Consider the following 17,528-nt stretch of genomic DNA (forward strand, 5'->3'; position numbering starts at 1 on the left):
GGTGCGTTGAAGCTGGACCTCGAGCGCGGCCTGGCAAGCCCTGAACGGTCGGGTGATGCGTTTGCGCAGCATTGCCGAGCCGGTGCGCCCCATGCTGGGCGGTCTGGTGGTAACCGGCCCGATGGCTCCGCCGTTTCCACCGGTGACTTGTGCCGGTGGTTCGATTCCGCCCCGGGCCACCAGAATTTCCAGTCAAAATGGCGACCTTCACAGGTCGGCGTTTTGCATTCTGACCCTGGCCCCCCTCTGGGATATAGAAAAGCCATTGCCGACACCATGGATACGACCTACAGTGAATTGCGGGAGGCTTGCCGCCTCCCACAGCATTGCCTTGCTGAGAGCTGGGCACACTGCGACTGGGAGGATGCGATCATGGTACGAGCAGACTGGCGGCTGGAAGGCGAATGGGTCAAGAACTGCAACTGTGCGTTTGGATGCCCGTGCGATTTCAATGCACGCCCCACCAATGGAGAATGCAAAGGCCTTCTCGGGATGCGGATTACGAAGGGAAATTTTGAGTCGACCGATCTTGGCGGCCTGAGTTTTTTCGTTACAGTCCACTTTCCCGGGCCATTACACGAAGGCAACGGCGAGGCGCAAGCGATCATCGATGAGCGCGCCACACCGGCGCAACGCGAAGCATTGTTTGCCATCCTGTCCGGGAAAAACTCTGCGGAAGGAACGTTGTTCCATATTTTCAGCCTGATCGTGGCGACAATGCATGAGCCGATCTTTGCGCCCATACACTTCGAGTTCGACAAGCTCGCCAGGGTCGCGGGCATCGACATTCCGGGCGTGCTCACAACCGAGGTAGAACCGATCAAGAACCCCGTGACGGGCGCCCCGCACCGCATTCAAGTCGTCATGCCAGAAGGGTTCGAGCACCGGGAGGGCGAAGTCGCCTCAGCGAATATCCACAGCACTGGCGCCATCAGGTTCGATACCAGGGGAACGCACAGTACGCTGGCCGATGTCGTGCAAACGCCGCATGGCGTGGAAGCGTAGATGAAGCGCGCTCGTGGGCGCGGCAATGGCTTGGTAGAACGAGCCTTGCGGTACGATCGCCTCCTCGTGATTGCAGGCGTGTTGGCCGTTATCGTGCTGTCGTGGACCTATCTGCTGGCCGGCGCAGGCACCATGCAGGAGATGGATGGCATGCTGATGCCCATGAGCTCGGGCCCGTGGACACCCGGCCATGCCATCGTTATGTTGCTTATGTGGACTGTGATGATGGCGGCCATGATGCTGCCGAGCGCCGCATCAATGATCCTGTTCTACGCCGCGATTGCACGCGGCCGTGACACAAGCGGCATGCCGACCGCGCGTTCGGGGATCTTCGCCGCCGGCTATGTCGCGATCTGGACCGCCTTCAGCCTCGCCGCGGTTGCGCTTCAGTATGGCATGGAGCGGCTTGCCCTGCTCTCGCCCATGATGGAGACGACAAGCAAGACCCTGGCCGGTGGAATACTGATCGCGGCAGGCCTCTATCAATGGTCGCCGCTTAAGAAGACTTGCCTGCAAAGCTGTCGTTCCCCCCTGGAATTCGTGCTGAGCCATTGGCGATCCGGCGCGCGTGGCGCGTTCGTGATGGGAGTGCTGCATGGCGTCTACTGCGTGGGCTGTTGCTGGATGCTGATGCTACTGCTCTTTGTCGGCGGCATCATGAACCTGGGCTGGATTGCCGGGCTGGCCATCCTGGTTCTGGCCGAGAAGCTTGTTCCCGCAGGCTACTGGATCGGCCGCGGTGCGGGAGTTTTACTGATCGGGTGGGGCATTGCCACACTGTTGTATGCCGGTGCGACCGGGCCCGGCATGCTGGCGTTGCCGTTTCATCTCTAGAATCCTACTGTCCGGTTCATCTCCGCGCAGGGCGTTCTCGCAAGCGTAGAATCAGAATGTCACAAGGAGTTGAATCGCGCGAAGCAGTCCTTTAAAGATGTGGGGCAACTCCATGCATTCACGCTAGGTGAGGAGCGTCATCATGTTCAGCAAAGATCGGTTCATACAGGATTGCAGGACTGCGGTGGTCGAGGGTCAGGGAGCCATTCGAGAAATCGTGGAAGAAGCGGTTTCCAATAGAGCAAAAGTAATGGCAGAGCTCGGCGAACCTCGGTGTGCAGGTATCACTACGCTATATCGGGCGCATGACTTGACCATTCTCCAGTTCACTTGGGCACCGTATATGGTGCTCATGCCGCATAACCATCAAATGTTTGCGGTAATTGGCATCTATTCAGGCAGAGAAGACAATATATTCTGGCGCAGGAAAGAAATGATCATCGAGGCGGCAAGCGCAAGATCGCTTGGGCCAGGTGACGTTGTGGCGCTTGGGCGGGATACCATCCATTCAGTTCTGAATCCAATCAGCAAGATGACATCGGCGATACATGTTTATGGCGGGGATTTCTTCGCTCCGGATGAGCCCAGAAGCGAATGGGAACACGAGACACTAGTCGAACGCCCTTGGGATGTCGAGAGAGTGAAAATGCTGTTCCGCGATGCAGAGCAAAGATTCAACGCTGTGAAAAGGTGGTCGCCTGGTCTTGCTTAAGGGCGGGCGCGCGACCTGTATCGCAGCGGGCCCACGTGTTGCAGTCCGTCTCGCAAATGCGCTGTCTGGCGGCCTCTTTTTACCTCTCGTCACACTTCCCGATGGTGCGGCAAGGAAACTTGATACAGTGAAGTAATGAATCGCATCACAGGTACGAAATCGTCACTCACAGTTAACATGAAGGAGGATTCATGCAGTTTATGAAGTATCTCGTCACACCTGCCGCCGTCGCTGTTGCACTTTGGTTTCCCTGCCTTAACGCCTCGGCGAGTACGGTCAATGAAGCCAATCAATTGGCCAGGGAAGCGATACAGCGGACGATGAAGGATCTGCGAATTCCTGGCTTGCAGATTGCGGTCGTCAAAGATGGTCAGGTTGTTTTGTCAGAAAGCTATGGCTTGGCCAACGTCGAGAACCGCGTACCTGTCACTCATGCGACGCTGTTTCCCATCAATTCCGCGACAAAAACGTTTACCGGCGTCGCCATGATGCAGTTGGTCGAAGCCGGACTGGTAGAGCTCAACGCCCCTGCCTCGCGCTATCTGGATGACCTGCCTGAGGCTTGGCGGAGCATTCGCATCCGTCAACTACTAGGGCATACGTCAGGCCTGCCCGACATCGTCGATCAGAAGGGCCTGATTGGAGGCGGGAGTAAGCGCGATGCCTGGAAGGCGGTCAAGATGCGCCCGATGGATGGGCCCGTTGGCGATAGGTTTGCCTACAATCAGACCAATTATGGGCTGCTGGCGCAGATCATTGCCAAGCAAGGGAAAATCCCGTATGAGCAATATCTCGCAGAGCATCAGTTCGCGCCGGCAGGCATGCCTTTATCGACTTTTGGCGATAGCTATGATCTGGTTCCCAACGCCGCGACAATTTATAGCTACTCACCACGTGGAACCATGGCGAGAGACGATGACAATCGCTTGTCCCGTTGGATTTACGATATGCCTTATAGCCTTTGGGCTGGTGGCGGAATCCAAACCACCGCGGATGAAGTAGCGCGCTGGATCATCGCGCTGTCCAACGGCAAGCTAATTAGTGCAGCCAATGTCGAGAGCATGTGGACGCCAGAAAAGCTGAACAGCGGAGCTGACGGAGCCTGGGCAGCCGGATGGCCGGTACTGCAAACCTCGCCCAACTTGCAAGTGGCAGGGATCGGTGGCGCTCGTGCCGCCTTTTTCGTTTATCCGGATGATCGACTGGCGGTCGTTGTGCTTACCAATCTCGCGGGCGCGAATCCCCAGCGCTTTATCCCCCAGATCGCCAGGCTCTACAAATCTCCGTAGCCGAGTGTCTCAAAAAAAAGTCAACCCCTCATCCGCTGGTGCGCTACGGGGTGCCACGGTGATGGACCGGACGCGGGGCATGTGGGGGGGCGCAAACGAGGATTGCATTATTTGCAATACAACAAGTAAAATAGGTCCCTTCATAAGTCATTGAAGGATCTCCCGATGCAGCGATTCCTTGGCCTGTGCGCCGCTTTCCTGATGTTGTGTATTGGTCCACTCGTGCATGCGGAGCAGCAGCCTGAAATTGCCGTAGCAGTGGACGTGCGCCATGTGGCAAAAGACCTGTGGCGCGTGGATTACCGTTTCGCGCAAGCCGTGACGGCGGTCAAACTGCATTCCATAGGCGCGTTCCGCAAGCAGGAGTGGAAAGTGCTCACGCCCGGCATGGCCATGACATCTGGAGCGGACTTCGATGTCATTGCGTCGAAAGGCAAGCCGTTCAAGGCTGCCAGCGTGCAGATCAGGACTTTCGACGGCTGGTCGCCCAAGGAATATGTCTCGTTCAACCGTTTCAGTGATGGCGGGACGTCGGTCTACCTCGGCCATCTGCAAGGCGACGTCGAACAAGGCGACAAGACGCTCTCCATGCACACCGATTTCACCTTCGCTGGCCTGGCGCAGGAGAACGTGATCGCGCCGCCGGCCAACCGGCTGAAGCCGGGTGGGCAGCGTGGCTATGTCTACTTTGGACCGGCGCAGGCCATCCTTGCCGGTGCGGTGAAGGTCGTGATCGATCCCAAGGCCCCGCAGTGGCTGCGCGAAACCATACTTGACGTCGGTGCAAAAACGTCCGGGTACTACGAGAAGGCCTATCAGCGCCAGTTGAAGGACGAGCTGCTGATCATGGTCGCTATTGGCAACGTCGAATCGCCGGGCTTTTCGATGAAAGGGGGCGCCATCATGGGCGCAGGCCAGGTTTCTTACCTGATGGAAGGCAAGCAAGTGCAGCTTGACCATCCGAAACTGCGCGAGTACGCGACCAAAACCGTAGCACACGAGATGGCGCACATCTGGCAAATGGCGGTTGCCCGCGGCGGCCTGGGCGACGACCAGGGGCCGTGGATCCACGAGGGCGGCGCCGAGGCCATGGCACTTGACGCCCTGGCCCAGACTGGCTTGTTCAGCGAGGAAGCAGTGAAAGCCTACCGCGCGAAGCAAGCTGCGGCCTGTGAGAAACTGGGCGGTGCCGTCGATACCTTTGACGGCATCTATGCCTGCGGGCTGATGCGCTTCGACAAGCTGGGCGTCGGCATCGTCCCGCTTTGGCGCGCCATGATGGAGACAACCGAAGCAACGGGCGCTGCCTATTCCCAGCAGATGATCGACACTATCGTGGCTGCGAAATAGCTGTATCGGTGCGTGAGGACGAATACGAACTCGGGCACGAGAGGTCTTAGTTTCTCGAGCGGCATCTGATTCCCCTTCCCCTCGGAGTTGCTGAGCAGGTCAGCTGTCCAGTCTGCAAACGGTCCGCCACCGGATCTCGGCTACCTGCGTCCAAGCCTAGGCCGTTAAGACACAACTTGATGTCAGGCTACAAGCTGCTGTCAGCCCTGCCTTTCGCCTACGGGAGTGGAGCGAGGCGAATTAGCTGGGCGGCCGCGATGGGTGCACCGCCGCAGCGATTGTCAGTGGGATGCCGCGCCGGGCCGCCGGCAGAGGGCGCTGACGGGATTCGGCCCCTTCGCCGTGAGCACGCCCAGGCGGTACGGAATCTTGATGTAATCATTTACGCGCACTGCAGGGTCATTTCCCTGGAAGAGGTACTCCAGCGGCTGGCAAGGGTCGATTGTCATCGTTTGATCGGTATTGGTCCGCACCAGTTCGCCGTGCGAAATCCCTTCCGACCAGATCCGTTCCACGTTATCGCGCGTCGCGAAAGCGTTCATCGGCGCGGACGAGAAGGGCTCCCATTTTCCGTCCAGGCTATCGCTCTTCCAGATCCGGAAGTAGCGTCCCGCAGGCGATATTGCCTCCACCAGCGTGATGTAAGTATTCGTGTTGGCGATCTTGTAGGTATTGCTTGCCTCGAATACGTCTTCCTTTTTTTCGGACATGACAGCGACAGTGTTGCGGAAGCCATTCGGGAACTGGCTCAACCCGGTTTCGGACCGCAGCAATCGTCCGTTATCGTCGGTACTGAACAGGTAGCATTTTTTATCATCGCAGATCACCCAGAAATCCAGCCAGCCGGCGCCCTGCGGAGCCTTGACGATGTCGGGTTCGACTGGAAAGAACTTTTTCGGTGCGCTCCACGACAGCGGATCGCCGATATCTTTCGAGGTTGAATACAGCGGATCGGCGCCTTGATAGACGAGATACCAGGTCTTCTGCGGAGCGAAATAGAATACTTGCGGCGCTGCGCGATAGCCTGGCCCCATGGGGGACTTGTCAAGCGGGACTATTTTCGCTGCCGGCGCGTTCGACCAGCTGTCGAAGCTGGTGTACCCAAGGCCCCAGCCAGCAGACCCGGCGGTTGTGATAAAAGCGTGATATTTTCCATCCACGTAAACAATCGAAGGATCTTTCACGCCGTAGATTGTCTGGTTGGGATCCGCCTGAGGCGAAATCAGCTGCGGGCTGGAAGTCCAGTTAAACGCCAGTTTGGCAGGCTCCGTCATGCTGTTGGCAATTGCGTTGTCGCCACCCCATCCTGCGAAGGCAGCCAACAGGCTCACACCCGCGCTGCATTTTTTTAGCTTCATTAATGTCTTCCTCGATTGGCACGTCCGAAAATACTTCGGAATAGAGCATAGACCGAGTTGCGTGCGGACGAATAAGACAGAATGCAGAGACTTGGCTACTCTGCTGATTCATGAACGAAGTGTGCCAAAAGTGTTATGCCGCCCGGGCCCGCATTGGCCAGGCGGGCAGCACAGGGATGCGGGAATAGAATTAAACGCCCGAGTGCTTCAACCATCTGCACGCCGCCAGCATTTTCAGGATAGTCGCTGGCGGCGCCTGCGCCGACTTAACCCATCTTTAAGCGGAATCACGGACTCAGGTCTGCCGTGGAGGCAAGCTACTTGCGTTTGGGCGGTGCCACCGCCAGCGGCCGCACCGTCTCGAGCAGGCTGACTAACGTCTTGCCTGGTTCTTCCCACGGGATCATGTGAGCGGAATGCTCGAACCATATGCCGCTCTTGTAGGGCGCCTTGACCCGCTTGAGCCACTGGTCGGTTGGCGCCGATGGCGTGGTGTAATCGTTGCGACCCATGAACATCACGACCGGGATGGGGAAGCTGCGCACGTTGCGGTAGTCGACCCTGAGAAACTCCGGAAGCAAACGGCCGAGCGAGAACATATTGCCGGCGTTAATGGCGTGGACGTCGCAGTCGTTGTACTCTGGCGACAATTTGCCGGCGGCGAAAAAATAGTTCGAACTGTCGCGATAGGCACTCAAGCCACCGTAATATTGCGCCCAGGTACGTGCCGTGACGATACGCTCGCGGGTGAGCGGCTGGTCGCCAGGATAGGGCGCGATGGACGCCAGTTCTGCGACGGCCTTCCCGTTGTTGTGCGCCTTCGATTGCTCGACCGCGTAGTCAAAGCTGATGCGTTCATTCTCTTGGGTGCTGATGACCTGGCCAATGCCGACGTAAGCATAGAAAAGGTCCGGCCTCTTCAACGCCGCGCCCATGCCGATCACTGTGCCCCAACTGTGGCCCATCAGGATGACCTTGTCCTTGTGGTAGCGGGTCTTGATGTGTTGCGCAACTTCGATCGCATCGTCGATATAGCGCGGGATGTGGATGCTGTCACCGAGCGCATCCGGCGCGGTTTCATTGAAGGTCTTGCCGGCCCCGCGCTGGTCATAATTGACGATGGTGAAGTATTCTTCCAAAGGACGCTGGAACTGCCAGATGGCTGGAATGAGCGGCGAGGCCGGACCGCCGTGGATGAACAGGATCACAGGGTTGCTCTGTTCCTGCCCGCGCACGTTGATCCATTGATCGATGCCGCCGATTTTGGTCTTGTAGGCGTCCTGCACGCCGGACGGCGCGACGATGCGGCCCAGGTCCTTGATCACTTCTCGCGCCTTGGCATATTCCGCCTGGCTCTTGCACTCCTGCGCCCACGCACCGGCGCACAGCGACGCCAGCAGGACGCCAGCCATCAGAATTTTTTTCATCGACGCACAACCTTGGACATGAAGAGGATGCAATTCTAGTCCGAATTGCCCGTGAGCGCCGTCGTGAGTGGTTAACGCGACAGCGCCCCACCTGCCGCCAGGCAGGACGGGGCGCCTGATGGGAGGATCAGAACTTGTACTGCAGGTTCGCAAACATCGAGCGGCCGCGCGGATCGCCGTAGGTCGGGTCCCAGGTCACTTCGAAGTAGCGCGACTGGTTGGTGAACGGCGGCGGCGTATCGAACATATTGATCACGCCGGCGCGCAGCTTGAGCTGCTTGGTGAACGCATAGCTGCCGGTCAGATCCCACAAGGAATAGGCCTTCACGTCGCGGTCGTTCCAGCCTGGGTCAGCGAGGCCAGGGATGTTCTGGTCGCGGTAGCTGGAGAAGAAGGTGTTGCCCAGGCTCAGATTGACGGCGCCCAAGGTCCAGTCGACATTGAGCTTGTGGCGCCAGCGCTGCACGGCCTTGTCGTCGCGGAACACGCCCAGGCCATCGGCCATCGGCGAATTGGGATCGGACTGGAACTTGTACTGGGTGATCAGCGTACCGTTCAGGCTGGCGCTGAAGCGGCCCAGCGAAGTAGCGTCGCCATACCAGTTCAGCGCAATATCGAGACCGGAGGTGTTGAGTTTGCCCCGGTTCTCCTTCTTGAACTGCAGGTAGGACACGAAGCCATCCTCGTCACGCACCACGATTTCCGGATCGTTGTAGTAGATCGGGTTGTCGAACACGGTCTGCTCGCCGATTTCCGAGATGATGTCGGTCTTGCGGATGATCCAGTAGTCCAGGCTGGCGTTCCAGTTCCTGTTCGGCTCCAGGACCAGGCCGGCCGAGAACTGCTTGGATTTTTCCGGCTTCAGCAACGGGTTGCCGTAACGGTCCAGATCGAACTGGGCAATTTCGCCCGACACCGGGTCGTTCACGAAGCTGGCCGTGGTGCCCGAACGCACCGGCAGGAACAGTTCGGCGATCGACGGTGCACGGAAGCCGGTGCCGAAGGAGGCGCGGCCCAGCACCGCCTTGTTCGGACGGTAGCTGATGGCGACTTTCGGATTGGTGGTGGTCAGTTTCGGCGTGGTGACATTGGTCAGCGGATCATGCACGCCCTTGTAGCGGTCGTGGCGGATGGCGAACTGGCCTTCCCATTCCTTGCTGAACGGCGCGTTGATCTCGGTGTAGATGCCGGCGATGTCGCGCGAGTTGGACGAGTCGGCCAGCAGTTCGTCGGAGCTGGCGCGGTCGCCCTGCACGTCGTTGGTGCGCAGCGCGTCGGTGGAGCTGAACGCGGTCTTCTCGCGCCGCAGTTCGGCGCCCACCGCCAGCATCACATCGCCGCCGGCCAGCGCCATCAGCGGGCGGGTCAGCTTGCCGTCGAAGCTGTCGCTGGTGCCTTTGGACATGCGCGCCGCGCCGTGGATCTTGATCGAGTCCATGAACTTGCGGCCCGCGTCGTCCGTGGCCGGGACGAAGGGGTTGTACTTGCCGCTGGCAATGCCGGCCAGCATTTTGCTGCGCGAAACCCAGCCGTCGATGTCCAGGTCGGTGGCCTTGTTGACGCTGTGGTTGTAGGCCGTATCGTATTCCCAGTCGCCCACCTTGCCGGTCCCGCCCAGTACGAAGCGCGAGGCCTTGCTGGTGACCTCCGAAGTGCGCCGGCCGGCGTCCGACAGGCGGAAGCGGAAGTTGACCGGGGTGGTGATGCCGGTCTTGGCTTGCAGGTCCGCCGGCAGGGAGATGCCCGTGCTGACGCCGTTGATGGCGCCGGAGGTGGCGGGCGAGGCCGCGTAGCTGGTCTCGGCTTTGCTCAGCAGTACTTCCGCAAACAGTTGATGGTCGTCCGACGCCTGGAAGGTGGCGCGGCCGATAAAGCTCTGTTTTTTGGAGTCCGGATAGACTTCCGAGTCGCCCATGTAGTTGAAGGAACAGCCTTCCGTGCCGCCGGGGCCGAGTGGGCGCACCACGTTCGGACTGCCGTTTACGCAGGCTTCCTTGCCGAGACTGACGCGCCGGCCCGGCGATGGCGCCCAGGTGCCGCCGGGGCCGGTGCCCTTCAGGTAGCCCGATTTATTCAGCGCCGCCAGCTGGGCGGCAGTCAGGTCGACGTTGGCGGGGAAAGAATAGCTCGACAGCTGTGGCGACAACCGGTCGGGCAGGCTGTATTCCTGCATGAACTGGCGTTGCGAGCTGGCCAGGCGGTCCGTTTGCTGCACGTCCAGCGCGCCGAACACATTGAAGCGGTCGGTGCTCAATGAACCGAAGCCGCCGGACAGCGAGGCTGACTTCTTGCCGCCGCCGCCTTCGTCCGTGCGCAGCACGTACACGCTGGCATCGCCGCCCTGGTAATCCTTGCGGGTGATGAAGTTGATCACGCCGCCCATGGCGTCGGTACCGTAGATGGCCGATGCGCCATCCTTGAGCACTTCCACGCGCTGGATGGCGCCCGCCGGGATGTTGTTCAGGTCGACGCCGGAATTGTCGCCGGGGCTGGCGAAGTTGGCCATGCGGCGGCCGTTCAGCAGCACCAGCGTGCTCGATACGCCCAGGCCGCGCAGGTTGGCGCCGTTAAAGCCGCGCTGGCCACCCATGACGTCGCTGACGCTGGAGGCATCGGTCAGGCCGCCCACGTTCGAGGAAATCTTTTGCAGCAGTTCGGCGGCGGTGGTCACGCCGGACTTGTCGATGTCTTCCCGCTTGATGATCTCCACCGGCAGTGCCGCCTCGCCCTCGATGCGCTTGATGCTGGACCCGGTGATTTCCACGCGCGGCATGGTTTGCGCGTAAGCGTTCAAGCCTATGCTGCCAAGTGCGAGTAATACTGCATGGGTGCAGCGGGAGCGGCGGAATGTAGACGCCTTGTGCGTGCCAGGTATTTTCATGCGATCAGTCCTCGTAAGTGGGTATTGGTACGGAAGCAACAATCTGATGCCACCCCTCGGTGGTGATGAAACAGTTTCATAGTATGCAACATTGGCGGCTTGCGCGCGCAGGAACTTGCCGGGGTCGCTCTGGGTGAAAGCCATGTCGCATTTGCTATGAAAGTAGCTATCATCTGTTGCGGACTATCCACAGTGCGACATGCAATTGCCAAAGTGCGCAAATAGGAGAGGGGGGCTGGCTACAGTTGCCAGATCGATGGCAACATAGCCGCAATGCCATGGCGAAGGAGCTTGCTTGTGAAATCCGTGTCGATATTGCTGCTGTGTGCGGCGCAACTGGGCGCTCTATTGCCGGGTTCTGTCGCCCAGGCCGCAGAGCCTGGGCAGGCGCTGGCGTTTCAGCCTGTGGTGGGCACGGTGATACCGATGGGCGGCGCCGTGCGCTCCGACAATGAGGCGGTACGGCAGCGGCTGGTGCAGCTGGCAGGGGGCGCCGCGGCGCGGTTCGTGGTGATTCCGAGCGCATCGTCGCGTCCCGAACTCTCTGGCGCGGATGCGGTTGCGCAACTGCAGCGCCGTGGCGCCAAGGCGGAATTGCTCAAGATCGCACCGCTGTGGGCGGGCGAGACGCTGGAGTCGGCACGCCGGGCGGCGGCTGACCCCGACATCGTGGCCCGGATCCGGGCCGCCACGGGCGTGTTCTTTACCGGTGGCGCGCAGGAGCGCACGGTGGATGTGCTGAATCCGCACGGGGTGGCCTCGCCGGTGCTGCAGGCCGTGCGCGAGTTGCAGCGGCGCGGTGGCGTGATTGCCGGCACCAGCGCCGGTGCGGCCATCATGAGCAGCACCATGTTCCGCGATGCGCTCAATCCGGTGCAGGTGATGAAGGGCGTGATGCGCGACGGTAAGGAAATCGACCGGGGGCTGGGCTTTGTTGGCGACCAGCTGTTCATCGACCAGCATTTCATCAAGCGCGGCAGGGTGGGGCGCATGCTGGCGCTGATGCTGGCGAAAGGGTACAAGGTCGGCCTCGGGGTGGACGAGAATACCGCGGCAATTATTCACGGCAGCGAAATCGAAATTGTCGGCAGCAGCGGCGCGCTGTTGCTGGACTTGCGCCAGGCCACGCAGGAGGCGGGGCCGGTGAACGTGCGCAATGTGCGCATTTCCTATCTCGACAATGGCGACCGCTATGACCTGGCCAAATTGCAGGGGCAGGTGCTGGCGGCGAAACTGGCCAGGGGCGAGATCAAGTTCCGCCAGCCTGGCTTTGCCTCGGACCTGGAGAATATCCGGCCCGCCTATACCGACATCCTCGGTGAAAACACCATGCTGCGCGCACTGACGCAACTGGTGGACGGCCCGCGCGATCATATCCGGGGCATCGCTTTCGACCTCGAGCAGTTCCCCGATGCGGTAGTGGCCGATCCCGCCCCTGAGCTCGGTTTTGAGTTCATCCTGCGGCGCGATGAACGCACGCGCGGCTGGGATAGTGCCGGACTGGACGACAATGATTACTCGATCTTCGATGCGCGGCTCGATGTGCGGCCGGTACGCCTGAAGACGCCTTTTTATCAGGCGTGGTAATGCGGCCGGGCCACTGGGTCGCCAGCCTGCTGCTGTGCAGCCACTGCCTCTGCGCGGTGGCGCAGTCGGCTGCGCCGGCCCCCTATCACACGCAGCTCGACGCTGCGGCGGCGAACGTGCTGCCGGAAGTGGTGCGTTGGCGGCGCGACCTGCACGCCCATCCCGAACTGGCGTTCCAGGAGCGCCGCACAGCGGATCTGGTGGCGAAGGAACTGAGCCGCATGGGCTACGAAGTGACGCGCGGCCTGGCCGGGACGGCCGTGATCGGCTTGCTGACGACGGGGCGTCCGGGCCCGGTGGTGGCCCTGCGCGCCGATATGGATGCCTTGCCCGTGACGGAGGAGACCGGCCTGCCGTTCGCTTCGCGCCAGCGGGTGCAGTCCGGCGGCCAGGAGGTCGGGGTGATGCATGCCTGTGGCCATGACATGCACGTGGCCATGCTGCTCGGTGCGGCGCGTGTGCTGGCCGGGATGCGCGGGCAGTTGTCGGGCGCCATCAAGCTGGTGTTCCAGCCGGCCGAGGAGGGCGTGGCCAATCAGCCGAATGGCGCCGAACGGCTGGTCCAGGCGGGTGTGCTGGACAACCCCAAGGTCTCGGCCATGTTTGCGCTGCACGTCGGCATCACGCCGCAGCCCACGGGAACCATCTCCACCCGCGCGCGCGGGCTGATGGCCGGCGGCGATACCTTCGAGATCGTGGTGCAAGGGCGCCAAACCCATGGCGCCCTGCCGTGGAACGGGGTGGATCCGGTCGTGGTGGCGGCGCAGATTGTGCTGGGGCTGCAAAGCATTGTCAGCCGCCAGACCGACCTGACGGTTGCACCGGCCGTGATCACGGTTGGCACCTTGCACGCTGGCCAGCGGCCCAACATCGTGCCCGGCGAAGTCAAAATGAGCGGCACGATACGCAGCTTCGATCCGGCCGTGCGCGAGCAATTGCTGGTGCAGGTCAAGCGGACGGCAGAGCATCTGGCGCTATCGGCCGGCGCCACGGCGGCAGTGCGTTTCGATCCCGGATATCCGGTCACATGGAACGATCCCGCGCTGACGGAAAAAATGCTGCCCAGCCTGCGCCGCGTGGCGGGCGCGCAGTTGCTGGGCGACGCCGCGCCGAGCACCACATCGGAAGACTTTTCCTATTACAGCCGGCACGTCCCGTCCCTGCTGTTTTTCCTCGGCGCGAATCCTCCCGGCGCCGATCCGGCACTATGGGCAGCGAATCACTCGCCGCGTTTTAATCCGGATGAGGCGGCCATGCTGACGGGGGTACGCGCGCTCGCCAGTCTGGCCGCCGACTATTTAACTGGTAAGCTGGGGACGGGCGCAGCTTTAGGAAAATAAAGCATGGGGAATCTCTATTCCGTTTCGTTGGTCTTGCTACCCGGCTTCTCGCTGTTCACGCTGGGGGCGGTGCGCGCGGCGTTCACCGCTGCCAATCAGGTGGAAGGGGAGCCCTTGTATCGCTTGCGTCAATTTAGTCCGGAAGGCGAAGCGGTCTCGTCCCAATGCGGCCTCACGCTGGCGGCGGAACCGCTGGCCAGGTTGCATGTGGAGCAGCCCGGCCTGCTGTTGCTGATCGCGGGCGAGCGCACCGACGAGCGTCTGGGCGACCAGGCCAGCCACCTCCTGGGACAGCAGTTGCGCCGCCTGGGACAGGACACCGTCTGGGTCTTGGGTGCCTGCGGCACAGGCGCGCAAGTGCTGGCGCAACACGGACTGCTCGATGGCTACCGGGCCGCGATCGACTGGCAATTGCACGCCGAGGCGGCGCGGCGCTATCCCGCCACGATGTTCACGCCGGGGCTGTACGAAATGGACCGCAACCGCATCAGTGCCGGTGCCGGTGCTGCGGCGATCGATTTGTTGCTGCACTGGCTAGGCAAGCGCCACGGCAGCATGTTTGCCGCCGAAGTGGCGGTCGCGCTGGGGCTGGACAGGTTGCGCGGCGGCGACGAGCGCCAGCCCGTGCCCGCATCGGCGCAGCCGGCGGTGGGGTCGACACGGCTCAAGGATGCGCTGGAACTGATGGCGGCTAATCTGGCCGAACCGTTGCAGACAGAAGATATTGCGCAACTGGTGGGGGTGTCGCGCCGCCAGCTCGAGCGCCTGTTCCGCCAGCACCTGGATACCTTCCCATCCCGCTACTATCTGGAATTGCGGCTCAAGCACGCCCGCCGCCAGTTAAAGCAGACCACGTTGTCGATCCAGCAGGTGGGGCTGGCCTGCGGATTCACCTCGGGCTCGCATTTTTCCACCACCTACCGTAATTATTTTGGTTGCACTCCGCGGGAGGAGCGTGCCCGGCACACCATGCCGCTAGTGGAGGTCAATAACGCCGGAGAGGAGATGGAATGAAGCATCTGGACTACCTGTTGCGTCCGGCAACCCTGGATGATCTCGACGTCATGGAAAAATTCTCCAAGGCGGCGGCATTCAGCATCCGTACCCTGAAACCCGACCGTGCCCGCCTGGCGGCGCGCATCGAACGGTCGCTGCTGGCCTTTGCCGGCAGCGAAGCGCCGAACGGCGATGAGATTTACCACTTTGTGCTGGAGGACATGCGGGCCGGGCGGGTCGTTGGCACCAGCGGCATCGTCGCCAGTGCGGCCGCGAATGGCCGCTTCTACTGCTACCGGAACGAGTTTCTCGCCCACGGCAGCGAGGAGCTGGGCATCACCAATCGCGAGCACACCTTGCGGCTGTGTGAAGAGCTGTCCGGCCACACCTTGCTCAGTTCGTTCTACATCGAGCCCGAATACAGTGCAACGCTGGCGCCGCAACTGCTATCGCGCGGCCGGCTGCTGTTCATCCGTAACTACCCGCAGCTGTTCGCAGAGCGGATAGGCGCGGAAAATCCCGGCCTGTGCGATGACGGGGGCAACAGCCCCGTGTGGGACGCGCTCGGGCACCGCTTCTTCAAGATGCCCTTGCTTGAGGCCGAGCAGCGCACGGGCGGGCGGTCCAAGAGTTTTATCGCCGAGCTGATGCCGCGCATGCCGGTGTATGTGTCGCTGCTGTCCAAGGAAGCCCAGTGGGCCATGGGGCAGCTGCATCCGGATGCCGAACTGCCGTTCGGCATCCTGGTAGCGGAAGGGTTCGACGTCGATTCCTACGTCGACATCTTCGACGGCGGACCGATCGCGGAAGCGCGTGTCGCCATGCTGCGCTCCGTGGTGTCGGCGCTCAATGTGGCGCTGCGTGGCGATGCGGGTGCAGAGGGCGAGGCCTGCCTGGTCGCCAATATGGAACGCACGGGCTTCCGCGCGACGCTGGCGCAGGGCAAATTCCTCGACGATGCCTTGCAGATGGCGCGCCCGGCGATCCAGCGGCTCGGGCTGGCCGAGGGGGCGCGCGCCTGTGCCGTGCGGGTGACTTGATGGCTTTCGGTTTGAGCCAGGCAGATCGCCGCACGGCCAACGCCGGGTGATGGCTGGGCGGGAGTGAGGCCTGGCCAGCCAGGCCCTGCCGGTCAGCCAAAGCGGCCTGGCGCATAGCCGGCCGCATCGGTGTAAGGCGTGCCGCCGTCGATCAGGTCTGCCAGCAGGCGGGCGCTGGCCGGTCCGAGGGTGAAGCCCTGGTGGCCGTGGCCGAAATTGAACCACAGGCCATCATGTCTTCCCGCCTTGCCGATGATGGGTTTCATGTCCGCCACGCAGGGGCGGCTGCCCAGCCAGGGAGTGGATTCAACGGGCTCGCCCAGCGCAAGCAAGCCCGCCGCAGCCGCTTCGGCCAAGGCCAGCTGCCGGGGTGTGGGCGTCGCGTCGATGTCGGCGATTTCCGCACCTGTCGTGATCCGCAGTCCCTTCTTCTGCGCCGACATTACATAGCCGCGCTCCGCGTCCAGCGTGGGCACGGCGACCGTGGCCCCGTTGACATAGTGGCGGTGGTAGCCTCTCTTGACGAAAAGGGGCAGCCGGTAGCCGAGCCGGCGCGTGAACGGCCCGGCCCATGGCCCAAGCGCCACCACGGCCTGGGATGCCTCCACCCTTCCTTCCACAGTGTCTGCTTGCCAGCCTGCGCCCGCCTGGCGCAGGCTGCCGGCATTGCCCAGCACGAAACGTCCCCCCAGCGCAGTGAAAAGCCGGGCGTAGCGTTCGACAACCAGGCTGGGGTCGCTCACGCTCCACGAATCCAGCCAGTGCACCGCGCCGGCCAGGGGGATGCGGAAGCCAGGTTCGGCGGCCTGTAACTGCGCGCCATCCATTGCGCGGAAGGCGATGCCGTACTCCCGTTCTATCCGCGCCGCATCCTTGAGCGCCTCGTCAAGCAAGCCGGCGCTTCGGTAAACCAGCCGCAAGCCCTGGCGCTGCACCAGTGCATTTGCTCCGGCGAGATCGAGCATGCGCTGGTGCTCGCTGGTGGCATGCGCGATCAGGGCGGCATAGTCGCCGCTGGCCTGCCGGTGCCTGTGCGGCGCCGAAGCGCGCCAGTATTGCCACAACTGGGGCCAGGCCGCCAGCAATCCGGCGACGTGGTAGTGCACGTCCGGCGTGCGCCCCAGTGCCGCCGCAAGAAGAAAGCGCAAGCTGCGCGGCATGGCGTAGGGCTCGACCGCCTCGCGCTGGATGACCCCGGCATTGCCGTACGAGGTTTCCAGCCCGGGAAGGCGCCGGTCCATCAGGGTCACCCTGTGTCCGCGCAACGCAAGCTCCAGCGCGGCGCAAGTGCCGACTATGCCGGCGCCGATGACCAGTATGTCCTTGCTCGTCCCGTCCGCAGCCACTGTCAGCTCTCCCTGTCGGCGGCGACGACCGCGATTTCAATGCGCGCGCCGGGCACCACCAGCGGCGCGACCACCGTGGCGCGCGCGGGCAAGACGCCGTCGAAGTGCTGGAGGTAGGCCGCGTTGAAGTCGGCAAAGTCCTCCGGATGGGTGAGGTAGACCGTGGCCTGTACCACATCGGCCAGGCTCAGGCCCGCAGTGCCCAGCGTCGCCGCCAGGCGGCGCAGCGTCAGGCCGGTCTGCGCGGTGATGCCGTCCGGGATCTTGCCCTGGTCGTCGAAGGGCAGCTCGCCCGACAGGAACGCCAGGCCTGCGGCGCGGCGCATTTTTGAAAACGGCAGAGTTTGAGTTGTATGCATGATA

14 protein-coding genes and 1 tRNA gene are annotated in these 17,528 nt (G+C 62.1%); 10 read left to right on the plus strand and 5 right to left on the minus strand.

Annotation, left to right across the window (positions count from 1 at the left end; all coding sequences use genetic code 11):
* Positions 1 to 100: 100 nt before the first annotated feature.
* The 6 genes from ASD15_RS32405 to ASD15_RS17360 all read left to right on the plus strand — a co-directional run bounded on the left by ASD15_RS32405 (position 101) and on the right by ASD15_RS17360 (position 5,190).
* Positions 101 to 182 (plus strand) — tRNA-Gly (locus tag ASD15_RS32405).
* A gap of 94 nt (positions 183 to 276) precedes the next feature.
* Positions 277 to 1,005 (plus strand): DUF1326 domain-containing protein, encoded by a 729-nt coding sequence (locus ASD15_RS17340; protein ID WP_229418242.1) that lies wholly within the window; start codon positions 277 to 279, stop codon positions 1,003 to 1,005.
* Positions 1,006 to 1,839: a DUF2182 domain-containing protein gene (locus ASD15_RS17345; RefSeq protein WP_057156250.1), complete on the plus strand. Its 834-nt coding sequence runs from the start codon at positions 1,006 to 1,008 to the stop codon at positions 1,837 to 1,839.
* 142 nt (positions 1,840 to 1,981) lie between these two features.
* Positions 1,982 to 2,551 (plus strand): hypothetical protein, encoded by a 570-nt coding sequence (locus ASD15_RS17350; protein ID WP_057156251.1) that lies wholly within the window; start codon positions 1,982 to 1,984, stop codon positions 2,549 to 2,551.
* Between the two features lie 191 nt (positions 2,552 to 2,742).
* On the plus strand, positions 2,743 to 3,840 hold the full coding sequence (locus tag ASD15_RS17355; RefSeq protein WP_229418243.1) for a serine hydrolase: 1,098 nt from the start codon (positions 2,743 to 2,745) through the stop codon (positions 3,838 to 3,840).
* A 165-nt stretch (positions 3,841 to 4,005) separates the two neighbouring features.
* On the plus strand, positions 4,006 to 5,190 hold the full coding sequence (locus ASD15_RS17360; protein WP_157200993.1) for a hypothetical protein: 1,185 nt from the start codon (positions 4,006 to 4,008) through the stop codon (positions 5,188 to 5,190).
* A gap of 281 nt (positions 5,191 to 5,471) precedes the next feature.
* On the opposite strand, the gene ASD15_RS17365 is transcribed toward ASD15_RS17360, so the two are convergent.
* From ASD15_RS17365 to ASD15_RS17375, 3 genes are all read right to left on the minus strand, one after another.
* The gene (locus ASD15_RS17365) at positions 5,472 to 6,548 is read right to left on the minus strand and encodes a non-reducing end alpha-L-arabinofuranosidase family hydrolase (RefSeq protein WP_200953984.1); all 1,077 of its coding nucleotides are present in this window, start codon (positions 6,546 to 6,548) and stop codon (positions 5,472 to 5,474) included.
* A 317-nt stretch (positions 6,549 to 6,865) separates the two neighbouring features.
* Positions 6,866 to 7,975: an alpha/beta hydrolase gene (locus ASD15_RS17370; protein WP_057156253.1), complete on the minus strand. Its 1,110-nt coding sequence runs from the start codon at positions 7,973 to 7,975 to the stop codon at positions 6,866 to 6,868.
* A gap of 127 nt (positions 7,976 to 8,102) precedes the next feature.
* Positions 8,103 to 10,769: a TonB-dependent receptor gene (locus tag ASD15_RS17375; protein WP_057156254.1), complete on the minus strand. Its 2,667-nt coding sequence runs from the start codon at positions 10,767 to 10,769 to the stop codon at positions 8,103 to 8,105.
* 384 nt (positions 10,770 to 11,153) lie between these two features.
* On the opposite strand from ASD15_RS17375, the gene ASD15_RS17380 reads away from it, so the two are divergent.
* Genes ASD15_RS17380 through ASD15_RS17395 form a run of 4 tightly spaced genes read left to right on the plus strand, consistent with a single transcriptional unit; the run spans position 11,154 to position 15,819 of the window.
* Entirely contained in the window at positions 11,154 to 12,443 is a 1,290-nt protein-coding gene (locus ASD15_RS17380; RefSeq protein ID WP_162249912.1) for a cyanophycinase, read from the plus strand.
* Complete coding sequence (locus ASD15_RS17385) at positions 12,443 to 13,783, plus strand: M20 family metallopeptidase (protein WP_057156256.1); 1,341 nt, start codon at positions 12,443 to 12,445, stop codon at positions 13,781 to 13,783. The genes ASD15_RS17380 and ASD15_RS17385 overlap by 1 nt, the downstream gene beginning before the upstream one ends.
* Positions 13,784 to 13,786: 3 nt before the next feature.
* On the plus strand, positions 13,787 to 14,797 hold the full coding sequence (locus ASD15_RS17390) for a GlxA family transcriptional regulator (protein WP_057156257.1): 1,011 nt from the start codon (positions 13,787 to 13,789) through the stop codon (positions 14,795 to 14,797).
* Positions 14,794 to 15,819, plus strand: coding sequence for an arginine N-succinyltransferase (locus ASD15_RS17395; RefSeq protein ID WP_057156258.1), 1,026 nt, complete (start codon positions 14,794 to 14,796; stop codon positions 15,817 to 15,819). Before ASD15_RS17390 ends, ASD15_RS17395 begins: the two co-directional genes overlap by 4 nt.
* Before the next feature lie 92 nt (positions 15,820 to 15,911).
* On the opposite strand, the gene ASD15_RS17400 is transcribed toward ASD15_RS17395, so the two are convergent.
* A complete protein-coding gene (locus ASD15_RS17400; protein ID WP_057156259.1) occupies positions 15,912 to 17,165 on the minus strand; it encodes an FAD-binding oxidoreductase in 1,254 nt (417 codons plus the stop codon).
* Between the two features lie 2 nt (positions 17,166 to 17,167).
* On the minus strand, positions 17,168 to 17,524 hold the full coding sequence (locus ASD15_RS17405; RefSeq protein ID WP_057156260.1) for a RidA family protein: 357 nt from the start codon (positions 17,522 to 17,524) through the stop codon (positions 17,168 to 17,170).
* Between the last annotated feature and the right edge of the window lie 4 nt (positions 17,525 to 17,528).

It is taken from the genome of Massilia sp. Root351 (assembly GCF_001425045.1).
Taxonomy (GTDB): Bacteria; Pseudomonadota; Gammaproteobacteria; order Burkholderiales; family Burkholderiaceae_D; genus Rugamonas.

Bases quoted from the DNA above. Each gene is read 5' to 3' on its own strand.
- ASD15_RS17395 (WP_057156258.1), top strand. From the start codon at position 14,794: ATGAAGCATCTGGACTACCTGTTGCGTCCGGCAACCCTGGATGATCTC.
- ASD15_RS17370 (WP_057156253.1), bottom strand. From the start codon at position 7,975: ATGAAAAAAATTCTGATGGCTGGCGTCCTGCTGGCGTCGCTGTGCGCC.
- ASD15_RS17350 (WP_057156251.1), top strand. From the start codon at position 1,982: ATGTTCAGCAAAGATCGGTTCATACAGGATTGCAGGACTGCGGTGGTC.
- ASD15_RS17360 (WP_157200993.1), top strand. From the start codon at position 4,006: ATGCAGCGATTCCTTGGCCTGTGCGCCGCTTTCCTGATGTTGTGTATT.
- ASD15_RS17345 (WP_057156250.1), top strand. From the start codon at position 1,006: ATGAAGCGCGCTCGTGGGCGCGGCAATGGCTTGGTAGAACGAGCCTTG.
- ASD15_RS17340 (WP_229418242.1), top strand. From the start codon at position 277: ATGGATACGACCTACAGTGAATTGCGGGAGGCTTGCCGCCTCCCACAG.
- ASD15_RS17390 (WP_057156257.1), top strand. From the start codon at position 13,787: ATGGGGAATCTCTATTCCGTTTCGTTGGTCTTGCTACCCGGCTTCTCG.
- ASD15_RS17365 (WP_200953984.1), bottom strand. From the start codon at position 6,548: ATGAAGCTAAAAAAATGCAGCGCGGGTGTGAGCCTGTTGGCTGCCTTC.
- ASD15_RS17405 (WP_057156260.1), bottom strand. From the start codon at position 17,524: ATGCATACAACTCAAACTCTGCCGTTTTCAAAAATGCGCCGCGCCGCA.
- ASD15_RS17385 (WP_057156256.1), top strand. From the start codon at position 12,443: ATGCGGCCGGGCCACTGGGTCGCCAGCCTGCTGCTGTGCAGCCACTGC.
- ASD15_RS17355 (WP_229418243.1), top strand. From the start codon at position 2,743: ATGCAGTTTATGAAGTATCTCGTCACACCTGCCGCCGTCGCTGTTGCA.